General features: G+C 45.9%; 15 protein-coding genes, 1 pseudogene and 1 riboswitch. Of the genes and pseudogenes, 5 read left to right on the forward strand and 11 right to left on the reverse strand.

The genetic code is table 11. The features are described 5' to 3' along the window. Positions 1–4: 4 nt before the first annotated feature. The 10 genes from TI10_RS17505 to TI10_RS17550 are packed head-to-tail and all read right to left on the reverse strand — an operon-like array spanning position 5 to position 8,590. Positions 5–790, reverse strand: a complete 786-nt coding sequence (locus TI10_RS17505; protein ID WP_049584677.1) for a cobalt-precorrin-6A reductase — start codon at positions 788–790, stop codon at positions 5–7. Further along, on the reverse strand, positions 787–1,512 hold the full coding sequence (locus TI10_RS17510; RefSeq protein ID WP_049584678.1) for a precorrin-3B C(17)-methyltransferase: 726 nt from the start codon (positions 1,510–1,512) through the stop codon (positions 787–789). The genes TI10_RS17505 and TI10_RS17510 overlap by 4 nt, the downstream gene beginning before the upstream one ends. Next, complete coding sequence (gene cbiG, locus TI10_RS17515; RefSeq protein WP_049584679.1) at positions 1,506–2,567, reverse strand: cobalt-precorrin 5A hydrolase; 1,062 nt, start codon at positions 2,565–2,567, stop codon at positions 1,506–1,508. Before cbiG ends, TI10_RS17510 begins: the two co-directional genes overlap by 7 nt. Continuing rightward, entirely contained in the window at positions 2,548–3,321 is a 774-nt protein-coding gene (locus TI10_RS17520; protein ID WP_049584680.1) for a cobalt-precorrin-4 methyltransferase, read from the reverse strand. Before TI10_RS17520 ends, cbiG begins: the two co-directional genes overlap by 20 nt. Beyond that, entirely contained in the window at positions 3,314–3,883 is a 570-nt protein-coding gene (locus TI10_RS17525) for a decarboxylating cobalt-precorrin-6B (C(15))-methyltransferase (RefSeq protein ID WP_049584681.1), read from the reverse strand. The genes TI10_RS17520 and TI10_RS17525 overlap by 8 nt, the downstream gene beginning before the upstream one ends. Beyond that, positions 3,873–4,475: a cobalt-precorrin-7 (C(5))-methyltransferase gene (locus tag TI10_RS17530; RefSeq protein WP_049584682.1), complete on the reverse strand. Its 603-nt coding sequence runs from the start codon at positions 4,473–4,475 to the stop codon at positions 3,873–3,875. The genes TI10_RS17525 and TI10_RS17530 overlap by 11 nt, the downstream gene beginning before the upstream one ends. After that, positions 4,472–5,608: a cobalt-precorrin-5B (C(1))-methyltransferase CbiD gene (gene cbiD / locus TI10_RS17535; protein ID WP_049584683.1), complete on the reverse strand. Its 1,137-nt coding sequence runs from the start codon at positions 5,606–5,608 to the stop codon at positions 4,472–4,474. The genes TI10_RS17530 and cbiD overlap by 4 nt, the downstream gene beginning before the upstream one ends. Next, positions 5,605–6,237 carry a cobalt-precorrin-8 methylmutase gene (locus TI10_RS17540; protein ID WP_049584684.1) on the reverse strand — a complete coding sequence of 211 codons (633 nt, stop codon included), beginning with the start codon at positions 6,235–6,237 and terminating at the stop codon, positions 5,605–5,607. The genes cbiD and TI10_RS17540 overlap by 4 nt, the downstream gene beginning before the upstream one ends. Positions 6,238–6,251: 14 nt before the next feature. Continuing rightward, a complete protein-coding gene (gene cbiB, locus TI10_RS17545; protein WP_049584685.1) occupies positions 6,252–7,211 on the reverse strand; it encodes an adenosylcobinamide-phosphate synthase CbiB in 960 nt (319 codons plus the stop codon). Beyond that, the gene (locus TI10_RS17550; RefSeq protein ID WP_049584686.1) at positions 7,208–8,590 is read right to left on the reverse strand and encodes a cobyrinate a,c-diamide synthase; all 1,383 of its coding nucleotides are present in this window, start codon (positions 8,588–8,590) and stop codon (positions 7,208–7,210) included. Before TI10_RS17550 ends, cbiB begins: the two co-directional genes overlap by 4 nt. A gap of 14 nt (positions 8,591–8,604) precedes the next feature. On the opposite strand from TI10_RS17550, the gene TI10_RS26410 reads away from it, so the two are divergent. The 5 genes from TI10_RS26410 (at position 8,605) to TI10_RS17575 (ending at position 13,978) form a co-directional block, all read left to right on the forward strand. Then, positions 8,605–8,727: a hypothetical protein gene (locus TI10_RS26410; protein ID WP_279615333.1), complete on the forward strand. Its 123-nt coding sequence runs from the start codon at positions 8,605–8,607 to the stop codon at positions 8,725–8,727. Further along, a riboswitch (cobalamin riboswitch) is annotated at positions 8,692–8,878 on the reverse strand. It overlaps the preceding gene by 36 nt. A gap of 469 nt (positions 8,879–9,347) precedes the next feature. Next, positions 9,348–9,944 carry a Tat proofreading chaperone DmsD gene (gene dmsD / locus TI10_RS17560; protein ID WP_049584688.1) on the forward strand — a complete coding sequence of 199 codons (597 nt, stop codon included), beginning with the start codon at positions 9,348–9,350 and terminating at the stop codon, positions 9,942–9,944. Between the two features lie 408 nt (positions 9,945–10,352). Beyond that, positions 10,353–11,867, forward strand: coding sequence for a trypsin-like serine peptidase (locus TI10_RS17565; protein ID WP_049584689.1), 1,515 nt, complete (start codon positions 10,353–10,355; stop codon positions 11,865–11,867). 497 nt (positions 11,868–12,364) lie between these two features. Further along, entirely contained in the window at positions 12,365–12,937 is a 573-nt protein-coding gene (locus TI10_RS17570) for a hypothetical protein (RefSeq protein WP_049584690.1), read from the forward strand. Between the two features lie 369 nt (positions 12,938–13,306). Next, complete coding sequence (locus TI10_RS17575; protein WP_049584691.1) at positions 13,307–13,978, forward strand: hypothetical protein; 672 nt, start codon at positions 13,307–13,309, stop codon at positions 13,976–13,978. Positions 13,979–14,093: 115 nt separating this feature from the next. On the opposite strand, the pseudogene TI10_RS17580 reads toward TI10_RS17575, so the two are convergent. After that, positions 14,094–14,720: pseudogene (locus tag TI10_RS17580) on the reverse strand (IS481 family transposase); the annotation flags it as partial. Positions 14,721–14,738 lie beyond the last annotated feature (18 nt).

Here is a 14,738-nt window from a genome sequence, read left to right on the forward strand (position 1 = left end):
CTCATTATTCCTGCCAACTGGCTAGGTGTTGGACAAACTCATCCAGCGAACTAATCTGCACTCCTTCATCTCCCTGTAAAGTCTGTGTCGGACGACACACCACAATACAGGGAATATTAAGCGCCAGACAGGGAGCGACTTTCTGTTGATATCCTCCCTCGGCTCCAGACTCTTTTGTGATCACCACATCAGGGTGACAAAATTCATACACCGCATGATTGAATTCAGCCGTAAATGGCCCACGCAACGCGATAATATGATCGACTCCCAATCCTAATGCTTCACACTGAATCAACACCTCGGCGGTCGGCAATACCCGTACCAACAACGTTTTTCCCGGTAGTAAACGCTGATACAGCTCCAGTTGCTTGCTGCCGGTGGTGAGCAAGATCCGTTGCCCTAACGTCCGGGCAACGTCGCAAGCCGCCTCTATGCTATTCACTTTGTACAACAGTGGATGGCTCAGTAAGTCAATTTCACTGGGACGCTGATAACGCGTAAGCCGCAGTGACAAACGACGACAAGCTGTAATCACGTTGTGGCTTAATGCATTTGCGTAAGGGTGAGAAGCATCAATCACCCAACGTACCTTATGCCGATCAAAGTAATCCACCATCGCCTCGGCATCCATTCGCCCCACCACCACGTCTCCCTGAATATCACCCGCCAGTTGTCTCCCTGCATCTGTAGCAACAGAGAGTCGGTAACGCGCTCCTGCTGCGTCTAATGCCTGACAGAGCAACCGCGCATCACTGGTACCGCCGAAAACATGGATTGCCGGATGGCTCATAATTCATACCCCCGTGGCGTGATCATTAATCCATCACGGCAATAGGTCGTTTGATTGCCAACGATCACCAAACTGGTCATATCCACCGGGGAGAAATCCATCTCGCCGAATGTGGTGATCCATTTATCCTGTTTTTTACGTCCCGCCGCTTTTACTACGCCAACCGGCGTCTGTGCTGCTTTCCACGGCCGCATAAGTTCAAATGCTTTGGCAAGATGCCCTTCCCGGCCACGGCTACGTGGGTTATAGAAACAAATAACAAAATCGGCTTGCGCGGCGGCAATAACACGCTTCTCAATCATCGGCCACGGCGTTAGCAGATCACTTAAACTGATATGACAAAAATCATGCATCAACGGCGCGCCCAACAACGACGCCGCAGCAATACTGGCGGTGATCCCGGCGACCAACCTAACTTCAAGATCACACTGTTGCTGGCAAACCAATTCCAGCACTAAACCGGCCATGCCATAGATTCCCGCATCACCGCTGCTGATCAACGCGACTTTACGGCCGGACAACGCTAAATCGATCGCCTTCTGGCAGCGTTCAATCTCCTTGCACATACCGGTCTTAATCACTTCTTTATCCATCGTCAGATACTTAACTAAATGGGTGTAGGTTTTATAGCCGACAATAATTTCAGCTTCGCGGATCGCCTCAATGGCCTCCTGCGTCATCATGGATTCATTGCCTGGCCCAATGCCGATTACGGTTAACATGATTGTGATACCCCCAAAGTGATAGTGACGCCCTGCTGACGCAAGGTCCGACCAACCAATTTTCCTTCGCTCATCAACCAAGCGACGGGTTGTGAAACACTGCCAACCCCTACCGTCTGGCGTACAAAATCGGATGCAGGAAAACGTTGCTCATGAAGACTTAATTCATTAACACTGAACAACTCAAACGGTACACGCCAACGCTGTGCAAGCTGATTTAGCGCTGGTTCATCCTTTTTAATCACAACACTGCCGATGGCACGCAACGCCATCAGATCGAAATGGTTTTCCGCCATCTGTTGCTGCAATAGCTCAATCACGGTTTGCAATGGCGTATCTCGGCGACAACCAATTCCGGCGACAACCCGTTTCGGCACCAGTTTGTAAACCGGTAGAGATAATTCCGGCAACGAATCTCGCAATGTGACACACACCAGCGCATCCAGCTCAGGTAACTCCTCCAGACACGCTACCGGGACAAAACCCCGGATATCACACTGCTCACGTTCGTTAAGTAGTGGCTCCTCCCACCACAGCCCCACTTTTTGACCACTGACCAACATTTGATTTATTACCTTCACCACGTGGCGAAAATCCTGCATATCGGCATCTAATTGAGTGGCAAGAGTGTCCAGCGCCGCCATCCCGTTAACATCCGTGGCGGTTGTAATCACCGGATCAGCGCCTAACAACTCAGCCAAATGGTGAGTCAATGCGTTAGCCCCACCCACATGACCGGATAACAGGCTAATAACATGCTGACCACCTTCATCAATCACCACCACGGCGGGATCATGCATTTTGTCGTTTATCAGTGGCGCAAGCATGCGTACCGTGATGCCAAGCGCCGCCACGACCACCAACGCCGAATAGCATTTAAATGCCTCGCGCAACGTGTCGCCAAAGCTGCCGTTAAAAGGCGTAAACCCCGGTTCCAATAACTTTTCGCTGGTAAAACAGGTCAGAGGAAGATGCGTTTTCAACCGACGTACCAATCTGACCCCTCCCGGCGTCAGACAGAACACCGCAATTGATTCATGCCCGGCGATATTCATGGCTAAACCCCGCATCGTAAAGCTTGGAATAGTGGTACTCCTCTCCCAAAAAAGCACCAACCAGAATCAACGCGGTTTTACGGATACCCGCTGCCTGTACTTTTTCAGCAATATCCGCCAGCGTACCGCGCACAGTAAGGCTTTCAGCCCAAGTCGCTTTGTATATCACCGCAACCGGCGTAGTCGCCGGATAGCCGCCAGCTTGAAGACGCGCAGCCACATGCCTCATCTTCTGTACAGAAAGATAAATCGCCATTGAAGTTTGATGAGCAGCAAAGGATTCCAACTGTTCGAGCGGCGGCACCGGTGTACGCCCTTCAATCCGGGTAATGATCAAACTTTGCGCTACTTCCGGTACGGTATACTCCACCCCTAATTGCGCTGCGGCCCCAAGGAAAGCACTGACACCCGGGATTGAGACAAAACCAATGCCCGCCTCGGTCAAAGCTTCCCCTTGTTCGCGTATGGAACCGTACAACGAGAGATCGCCGGTTTGCAGTCGCACCACCAATTTACCTGCATGTACGCCATCAACCATCAGTGCGACAATCTGTTCCAACGTCAGACCGGCGCTGTCATGACACTCAGCTTCTGGCGGGCAATAATCCAACAGTTCGGTATTAATCAATGAACCGGCATAAATCACCACCTGCGCCTGTTGCAGCAAACGGTAGCCTTTCAGGGTGATCAACTCCTTGTCACCCGGTCCGGCCCCGACAAACCACACTTTTCGGGGATCAAAATAGTCAGACATCGATCTTCTCCTTGTAACAGGAAATCAGATAAGTCGGATTATTCGGTTTGAAATAGTGACCACTACCAAGGGATGCCAGAGTAGAAGCTTGTAACTGGATGCATTCCAAATCACTGATCTGACAAGTCCGCAAATGTTCCAGCGCATCATTCAGGTTATTCAACAAAATGAAAGTCAGTACCAGACGGCCGCCGGGGTACATGTGATCCAGCGCCCAGTCGATCAAGGCGGTCAATTGCCCGCCGCTGCCGCCGATAAATACGGCATCAGCCATCACATCCAATGCTAACGGAGCTTCTCCTGCAATGATCTCCACATTATGACAACCTAGTCGTTGACGATTCTCCTCAATCAAGGCCAATGCCGCCGAGTTACGTTCAATGGCAGTGACGGTCAACGCCGGAAATCGTAATGCCGCCTCCAATGCCACACTGCCCGTCCCCGCTCCCACATCAATCAATTGGCTGGCATCACTGAGTTCCAGCCGCTCCAGCGCCAGTGCGCGTACGGGTTCTTTGGTCATTGGCACTTTCTGTCCGCGTAAAAATTCATCATCTCTCATTTAGGATCACCACCACATTCATGTCATAGTCAGTCGCCACCGCTTCCGGCCGCAGACGGTGAATACGCTCATTAGGCAAAGAGAGGTTTTCACCAATAATCAATGTACGGTTCAAGCCACGTTCAATAATGGCCTCCGCAATTGCCCGCGGACCGACGCGCCCATCAGTTACCATGCCTACTTTGTCGTGTTGCAAAAGCCAGCCAAAATCCGGGGTACGCCCGTGACTGCTGGTCAGATAGATATCGTTCATATCCAGCGCAGCTTTAGCGCATAGATATTGAATTGAACTGATACCCGGAATGATGCGCAGATCATCTGCGGTAAAATATTCCGACAATAATTTGCCAATGCCGTATAACAACGGGTCACCGGACGCTAATACCACAATCTGGCGTTTACTGTTGTTCTGTAGCCAAACAAGCAAACTGGCAAGATCAGCATCCAATACGCGTGTTTCGTGGGTGACGCCGCTAAATATCTCCAGGTGGCGTCTACCGCCAACCAATACCTCCGCCTCAGTGATATAGTGCTGTGCCTGCGGTATCAGATATGCAGTATCGCCGGGACCAATTCCCACTACGGTGATCATCGCATTGCCTCCAAAATGTCATTCAATGGACGACTGGCGCCAAGTATCTGATTATCAAAGGAGAACATGATGGCATCACAGCACGGTGGATTAACCGCAAAACGCAACATCTCACGCATTCGTTCACAAATACGTTCGGCAATCCGGTCATAAACCGCTTGCAAGCCATGTTCTGCAATCAGTTCCATCGCCGCTTCCGTGGTATCGCAGCGGCTCACCGCCAACAACAGTTCCTGCGACGCCCCCATCAATGCCAGATAAGCAATCAACGTTTCCATACGGCCATCAGCAATATGGCTGTGGGTATGGAAAATTCCGGCGGCCACTTTCACCAACTTGCCGGGATGCCCCACTAGCATGATATGGCGGAACCCAAGCCGTACCGCTTCCTGCAACATGTAACCGACGAAGTTACTCATGGTTACCACTAGTTGACCATCAAGCCCCAATTGTTCACGCACAAAACGCTCACCGTGATTGCCCGGCACCAAAATGACCTTTTCAGCCCCCGCCGAACGTTTCATTTCCAGCTCCAACGCCAACGAACGTTTCCAACTCTCTTCCGACATTGGCGTGACAATGCCGGTGGTGCCAATGATGGAAATACCGCCCAGTATCCCTAATCGCCCGTTGTAAGTTTTCTTTGCCCGCTCTTCACCCTCCGGTGCGAAAATTTCCACCTCCGCGCCCCGTAGAGGACCGATAGCTTCCCGTACCGCTGCTTCAATGGTTTGACGCGGCGTACGATTAATCGCAGAGCTGCCTACCGGCAATCCCACTCCTTTGCGGGTAACCGTGCCGACACCTTCCCCACCACGCAGATGGATCTCACCGTGGTCACACAAGGTGACACGGGCAAAAATCAGCATGCCATGAGTAGCATCCACATCGTCGCCACCATCTTTACGGATAGCGGCGGTCGCCTGCTGCCCTTCAATCAGTGGCTGTTCAACGTTAAGGCGCAATGTCACACCAGAAGGCGTCACAATAGAAACATGATCAATAACTTGCTGACGCAGCACCATTAATGCGGCAACCTTGGCGGCCGCGGTAGCACAGGAACCGGTGGTGTAACCTTTGCGATACTGCTTACCGTTATGCCAGATGCTGTCTAGTTGCGTGGCGTCACTCATAACGCCTCCCGCAATCGGTACAGAATGGCATTGATAATCGCCGCCGCGATATTACTTCCCCCTTTACGGCCTGCGGCGGCAATACAAGGCAATTCACTTTGCATCAAAGCCGCTTTCGATTCCGCCGCGCCGACAAAGCCAACAGGCACTCCAACTACCGCCAATGGCGAAGCCTGCCTTTCCAACAAACGGAACAGAGCGGTTGGAGCGTTACCAAACACGAAAATTTTGTCACCCTCTTCCGCTAATGCGACGTCCACCGCAGCCATAGAACGCGTGATGCTCTGTTCTTTCGCCATCGCTACCACGCGTGGATCACTGATATAACAGCGGCATTCACACCCCATCTGATGTAACAATGCTTTGTTGATACCGGACTGAGCCATTGTCGTATCGGTATATAAAGTGCATCCTCGACTTAATGCCTCTGTAATGCAGGCCAGCACACCCGGCGAGAACCATAAAATATCCAACCAGTCAAAATCTGCGGTGGTGTGGATCACTCGTTTAATTACCGCTTCTTGCATCTCATCAATAAAACGATAATCGGGGCGCTCACTGGCAATAATATCGCCAATGATTGCAAAGCTATTCTGTTCAATTTGCTGAGGTTTCTGGAGGTAGTTCATATTGTTGCCCTTTTCTAAGCCATTCCGACCAACAGTAAACGCAACAGCGCAAACAACAGTAAGGCCAGTTGCGAAGCTATCATCATCAAATGGATACTGCGCGGGATATCCGTCAGCGCGATTTTTCGGCGTTCATCGCCAATCCAAGGTTTATCTACTCGTTCACCAAAATAACAATTCGGACCACCAAGACGAATACCCAACGCTCCCGCCACCGTCGCTTCCGGCCAGCCACAGTTAGGACTGGTATGCTGATGACGATCACGCCAGCCAATACGCAACGCCTGGCGAAAATCAAGCCGGATGAACCAGGCAGCCGCACTCAATAACAGCCAACTCAACCGCGCCGGTAACCAATTCGCCAAATCATCCATGCGAGCAGAAACATACCCAATAGCGCGGTATTCCTGAGTTTTGTATCCCACCATTGAATCGAGGGTGTTAACTGCTTTATAAGCCATTGCCAACGGCGCACCACCAATCATCAGGAAAAACAGTGGAGCAATAACCCCATCAACACTGTTTTCCGCCACCGTCTCCACTACTGCGCGGGTGATTTGCGGTGTATCCAGTTGAGAAGTATCTCGCCCGACAATCCATGACAATTGCTGGCGACTCTCATCCAGGGAGCCCTGTCGTAATACGCTATGTACCTCTAGCGCGGCGTCACTCAGGCAACGACCAGCCAACAGGGTATAAATCATCCACACTTCAACCAACCAGCCGACCCAAGGATGAATGGAGTTCATCAGCCACAAACATCCCCAACTCACCAACCAAGTCAGCCCAACAACCACTATCCATAGCCCTGCTCCGCCAACTTTCAATGCCCGTTCACTGTGACAACAGCGCCGAACCGCCCGTTGTACCAGAGAGATCAGCTTACCAATCCAACGCACTGGATGAGGCCAATGTGGCGGATCGCCTAACCAGCTATCGAGCAAGAAAGCAGCAAACCAGGCAGCAAGTGTCACAATAGCCTCCTTGCAGACTTCAACCAGCGATCAAGCAGACTAGGACGCTGAGCAAAATGGATATGAAGATAACTGGCTAGCGTCTGTTGTACCTGATAGCCTCCGGCCCATTGCTGTATCGCCATCCCGTCACGCCATTTAGTACAGTCAAAGACTGAAGGCACTGAGCTGATAAAATCAGAATAATGAAACTCGTGACCCCGTAAAATCTCGCCTTCTGCGGCCAGCAAAGTGTCAAAACGGGCCTGTGCCTGACAGTAACCAAAGCGCATCAACCGCGTCCCCATATGACTTTCTCCCGGCAAAATACCAGCCATTTGGTGGCTCTTCCCCTCTCCGTCAGTCAACGATTTGCCAAGGTACATCAGGCCGCCGCATTCAGCATAAATGGGAACTTGACGATAATGAGCATCCTGTAAGGCTTCCCGCATGGCGCTATTAGCAGCCAACTTAGCAGCGTATATTTCTGGATAACCCCCACCGAGATAAATCATCTGACAATCGGGTAAACGGCGATCATGCAACGGACTAAAACGGTGAATACGCACTCCCACCCGTTCCAACATCTCCAGATTATCTGGGTAATAAAAGTTAAAGGCTTCATCATCTGCCAACGCTAACGTCAAGCCATCAGCTAATGCGGGATCAGGCAATGAGGGTGTCTCACCCTCTGGCAAAGTAGAACAATCACAAAGCGCCAACAGACGATCAAGATTGATATGCGCCTCCACCTGTTGCGCCAGCCGCTGCCAGCGAACATCATTGTCAACCTGCTCCTGGGCAGGAATAAGACCAAGATGACGAGACGGTAACGACACATCCTTCATCACGGGTAAACGTCCTAGCACCGGAACGCCACAATAATGTTCAATCGCATGACGAATAAGTTCGAAATGATTTTCAGAATTGACGCGATTAACAATGACGCCGGCAATCGTTAAAGAGGGATCAAAACGACAAAAACCCAGCACAGTTGCGGCAACAGAAGTCGATACTGCCTTACCATCCACCAACAAAATTACCGGGCATCCCAACTGCTTAGCCATTGCAGCACTACTGCAATAGTTTGGGTTAGTACCATAACCATCATACAACCCCATCACACCTTCAATGACCGCTACATCAGCATGACGCATATGCTCATTATAAAGACCATTAAGCGTCGCTGTCGGCAGCATAAATGCATCAAGATTACGAGATGCTACGCCACATACAGAACTGTGCCAGCCACTATCCAGATAATCCGGCCCCACTTTAAACGGCTGGACAGCCAACCCTCTCAGCATCAATGCCCGCAAAATGCCAAGGGTAACCGTAGTCTTACCACAGCCGCTGCCGGTACCTGCGATAACAAATGCCTTCCTGCCTGACCATTGCATAGAAAATTCCCGATATGTCGATCGGAAAAGGAGCGCCAATAAGACGTGCCAATACTGCGCACACCACTCGGATGACAACTCGCTTCCCACCGAAGGAGTTAATGTCTCGTGCCTGTCAGGTCGGTCTTCTGGCTTAGCGTCACCCTTCCCCGCCACCTTCCCAGTCTTTCCGACCAGTGGTATCAGCGGAGTTGTCAGCATCACAGCAGCGGGGGCTGCGGAGGATTTTCACCTCCTTCCCAACCACACTATTAAGGTGTGGTATTAACCCAACGGCGATTTATACCCGTCATCTTTCAAGTTGCCTCTTTGTTGGCTGCACTCACTCACCCCGGTCACATAGTTCCCTATGCTCCCGGGGATTCGCTCCCTTGCCGTCGCGATGCATCTTGAAATCCATAGGGTTTATTTATTTTTAACGTGGCCTACTTTTCAAGTTATTAAACCATTAGATAACTAATGATATATATTCACTTTTACCATAATAACCTTATTAAATTCGTTGAATTTAAATGCAGATTAAATATATTTTCCCATATCAATAAAGCGGTTAATTTTATTATTTTCGGCGATAAACTTATGCGCTTTATAACAAAAATCACCGTCAATCTGGTGATAAAGATAGTAGCAACACCACAACAGATTAATCGTTGATCATAATCAACTATCTATTCATATAATATAAGATTATGATATTGTTTATCGTAGAATCTCTACTCACACCACCGGTATAACTAAATCATAATGAGAGCTTTCCATGTTATTAGATACCGCTGTACCCCGCATTATTGGCGCCTGTTTTTATTACTCACCGAAATCAGAACAAGTCCGCCCGCTAATTCCATTATTTGTCGATATTGATAAATTATTTCCCTGGTCAAATAACCGCAACATAGAAAATCTGACCAAAAAACTCGCTACTTTCTCGGCTGAATCTCTACAATATGACTACTCCATCTTGTTCGAAGGACAAGGTGTTATGCCAGCGCCACCTTGGGGATCGGTTTATCTGGACAGAGAAAACTCGCTATCCGGTGAAAGCACGCTGGCTTACCGGGAATTTCTGGCAAAACAGAATATCGTCATGTCCAGTGAACAACGGGAACCCGAAGATCAATTTGGTCTGATGCTGCTGGCCTTAGTTTATATTTTGGAGCAAGGACATAAACCTGCCGCACGTATACTGTTAGAACAGCACTTATTACCGTGGGCCTACCGTTATCTGGAATTGGTTCAGACAACTAAGCTGGAAAATGATTTTTATTCCATTTTAGCGACTATTACTATTGACTATTTAAAAACCTTGCAAACTGAATTGAAACTCATTCCGGCAAGACCAGAATTATTTCGCTAACACTTTTATTATTCCACAACAAATGCTCCGGGTAATAAATTTAGTAACAACGAATAAATATACATTCTCCCGGAGTTTAACTCTCACTTAATCAATTCATCCTTTATAACCACGAATTTATACCAGAAAAACCTTTATAGCCAGCTCTCGTTCCATTGAACGTTATAGCCCTATTGCAGTATATAAAACTATTTATCTGATTTTTATGTTACTTATTATTGGCTATGGATAACAGGCACCCAATGGAATGATTTTATGCGCTAAAAAAACTGTCTATTAATTCATAAATTAATAAACATTAAATACTCATATAGAGGATTTATTGAAGCTTTAAAAACATTTCTTCAATTGAATGTCTGTTTCCATTACATGGAAAGATTAAAAATGTAAACAACATGAGGTAAAAACATGAGAAAAACCTTTTTAGCTACACTTATTACAGGGATTATGTCAACAAGCTGTTTCGTACAAGCACTTCCCGAAAATAAAAGTGAACATATTGCTGATCTGCAAGACAATATCGGCAACGAAGCTCCGCTATTAAAATCTACCGATCCGGGCGCTGATCGATTTAAACATGTGGGAAAACTAAGTGGTCGTGGTCTGTGTACCGCGACACTTATTGCCGGTTCAGAAACCCCTGATGCCAATCAACAAGCCCTTATTCTTTCCGCAGGCCATTGTTTTGATTCTTCATTTGATACTAATGAAGTCGTGATTGATCAACCTGTAGGTCCTGGTTGGACATACACACCAAATTACTTTATTGACTTAATCAATAAACATCAACCTGTTGGTATTGATAGGGTTTTATACGCAACCATGAAAGGCGGCGACCTTGCAGTTTTCAGACTTAAAGCAACTTATGGTGAGTTAGCGAATCGCGGAATACTGCCGGTGACTTTACACAAAGATTATAAACCATCAGTAAGTCAGCCGATTGAACTTGCCCACATTCCGGCCAATGGCATAGCGGGTGATAAACGCTATCTACGCTATTCGGCTTGCTCCATTACTGGAAAAACTCCTCTCGTGTATGAAGGTACATGGGTTTGGTCTCCGGCCGTTTCTGTTGATTGCGCCGGTGTTGCAGGAGGAACTTCTGGTTCACCGGTTATATTGAAAGATAACCCTCAGATAATTGGTGTATTAAATACCACCGTCGATCGAAATTACACGGGTTGTGGTGTTAATCGGCCTTGTGAGTTGGTTAAGGATAAAGGTTTTTCACGTGAAGGTGACAGTTATTATATTCCTGTTGATAAAATTGCACGTGCATTCACCCCTGATGGAAAACTGGATTTAAGTCAATTTGATGATGGCAAAGGGATCACTATTAACGCTGGCGGCCCACTAATTACTAAGAGCACAGTTAACAACAAACCTGCCACCTGGAATTTACATCTTGAAGAGCAAGGTTTTGATAATATTCGCTATAAAGGAGGACTTGCGAGTAATATTGATTGTTCAGATCCTAAAGGATACAGCAAACCTATTCCAGTCACGACACAACCGCTGGATAAACTTACCGTTCCTTCCAAAGAAGGGGTTTACGCTATGTGTGTCATTGGACAACATTCTGCAAATAAAAGCTGGCAGAGTACGTCTAACGCATCAATAAAATTACGTGAAATTGATGACACGCCTCCGACAATAAAACCAGCAACAAGATTAGTTTTTGAAACAGAAGATAGTTGGATTGTTGATCCTATTTTTAACCCCTATGAAATTGTTGACTTACGTGTAAAATCAGGTCCATTAAAATCCACAAAATGCGACGATGACACAGGTTACTCTATTTATAGAAGAATCCCGATTTCTCTTAAAAAGAAAGATTCCCCAGTACGCTTCTGTGTATATGGCTTAGATCAAGCGGGTAACAGAAGCCCAATATCTTTTAGTGATTTTAAAGTTAAAAAATAAATTTTTAAAATTGGCCAGCATTCGCTGGCCTTCTTTATTTTCACTGATAAATATCAATTCAATTAAAATCTCTCATTTTTAAGAGAGTTTAATATGATAAGCGTCACCTCTAATTATATTAAGACAACAAAAATATAGACGATATTTTTTATAATTGACGGAATTATTTTAAAGTTAAAAAAACCACTCGTTATTATTTACATAATAAATCACATCCGTAAAATATATATTCGCCAATATTTCACTAGGTTACATCCCAACATATATCAATAAGTTAATTTTCCACAAAAATAACTCAACATATAAAAATATGAATTATACTTATAATTATCGTTACGATATCAATAACGTTCAACAACACTTGCTTGAGTGTAAATAAAATAATGCTAATGGGATGAGCTCTTAATATCCTATATAAGCTATCTGATGGGTGAAAATTGACTCACAAAAATCACCTAATGAAGTTCCGAATAATCTCATCAAAGGAGTTTATTAATATGATCACTTTGAAAACTTTAATTGGTACAACTATTGTGATTTTAGCTTCGTCAACACAATTAGCTTTAGCTGCTGAGACAAGAGAAAACATTACCGATAAGGAGGCAACATTAGAAGTTTCAGAAGATAAAATTTCCAATCTATCAGCCACATATGCACTACAAATCAAAAACTCATCAGCGACAAAGAGTATTACCCTTGTTACACAATCATCTAATTGCATGTACGATAGTGGAGACGAAAAAATACGTTTAGAGGCAGGTCAAACTTATCTTGGAAACTTGAAGGATAATAATAACTGGGCAGATGGATGTACAAATGCAACTAAAACTGTAGATTGGAATGTTAGTTATATTAATGTCGCCAATACAGACACAAAAAATTGTACACTAACATTTCGGCATGGCCGTGGTCATGCAAATTCAGATGGATCTGGCCCAGAATGGTATACATTAATTAAAGGGTGTCCTGATATAGTTGAAAATGCTATTTGTGGAGGCCAGATTTGTTATAATAGCCAAGCCTACTGGGTAAGAAATCGAAGTGTAAATATAGAGTTTTCTGTCAAATAAATTTGGATGCGTTAGTTGCAACTTTACCCTAATAACAAATCTTCAGAATTGGAATACGCAAAGTAGAAAAAGACAATGACTGATATCGTTCATAGCCAATCCGTTTCCACCATAATTGGGGAAGATGCGTATCTTGCCAATATATGTGATCTGTTATGACTATTTATAGGTTGTTTTATATCCAATATTTGCTCATAATTTCATCGATCACAATTCTATTTCCCATAATCGCCATTCTGGTCATTTATTAATACACAGATATAGCCAGTTTTTACCTTTTCCATCCCCATTTAATGCCCTGGCACACTGCTTCAACATAGGGTTACTGTTAGTTTACTAATTCTATAAAACCTTGGTTTAGTGGAAACCGTGGCGTTGGCGAAAAGTGCGTATCCAAAATCAGGCGGTGTTGTAAATGGGAATGTGGATGCAACGGGATATGTTTCTGGTAAAGGAGTATATGAAGTACCGGGTATTCGGGTATATAGTGCTGTAAACAAACCGTCACCGGGGGAAATTGGGGCTTATACCACAGGTGAATGTGATGGACGATTTCAACTCAAGGGCAGTGGTCTTTTGTCAATAGATTCAGATAACGCAAGATTCAATGGGCATGTGTTGGCTTGGTTAGATGAAGTTGACAGAAAGTACCAACCACGTGGGAACTACCAACCAGCAGGGAATTATGCGGTGAGAGGGGAATGTTATACGAAATTGGATAGTGACAATCGGTATGTTCAAAGAAACCAGAATTATTTTACTAATTCTATTCGGGTCTGGTCAGGAGTGCCAGTATGGGCTGAAGATGGGGCGAGATTTGCTTGTTCAAAGCCGTTGAATGGTAGAACAGTGGCGTTAAGACATGATGCACCTAACCATAATGACATATACCATATAGTTATATTCCCACCAACCCTAGGTATGCGCATGCATATTAATACGAGCGCTGGCTATACAGTTTTGGTTTTAGTTGATGCTGACACTATTGTTGCACTAGATGGTGGTGGTTTTAAAATGCGTGAAATTTATGTATTGAGCTGACTTGGTATATATTGTTACCTGGAGAAATTATAACTTTAGGTAACATAATATTTAATTTGTACTAGCTCAGACCAGATCTGACAGTTACCGGTTATTTATACAGGTGTCTGTCAGATTAAATCCGGTTCAAATTTTTCTCTGCCCAGATTCGTTTACCATCAAATAATGTTTCCATCGGTGTACGCCCACAGCATATTTTCCCCTGATACGTCCGTTCATTATTGTAATTCTCCAGCCAGATATCAAGATCTGCCTGAAGAGCTTCGAGCTCTCCATAGAGTTTCTTACGGAACGTGACCTGATAAAACTCCTGTAAAATCGTTTTATGGAAGCGTTCACAGATACCATTCGTTTGCGGTGACATCGTCTTCGTTTTCGTGTAGTCAATATCATTAATTGCCAGATAAAGCGGGTAATCATGTTGCTCAATTCTACCACAGAACTCTGTTCCTCGGTCGGTCAGTATTCTCAACATTGGCAAACCCTGAGATGCATAAAACGGCAGAACCCGATCATTAAGTAGGTCTGCCGCCGTAATCGGCGTTTTGCTGGTATACAGCTTGCAGTGCGCTACTTTCGAGTACGTATCGACAAAAGTCTGCTGGTAAATTCGTCCTACGCCTTTCAGGTTGCCAACATAGAACGTGTTCTGCGACCCTAGGTAACCGGGATGGGCTGTTTCTATTTCACCATTGGCTTCGTCATCATGGGCTTTTCTTTCCAGCGCTGCAATTTGGGCCTCAACGTATAGTCTGGTTCG

It is taken from the genome of Photorhabdus luminescens subsp. luminescens (genome assembly GCF_001083805.1).
GTDB lineage: Bacteria > Pseudomonadota > Gammaproteobacteria > Enterobacterales > Enterobacteriaceae > Photorhabdus > Photorhabdus luminescens.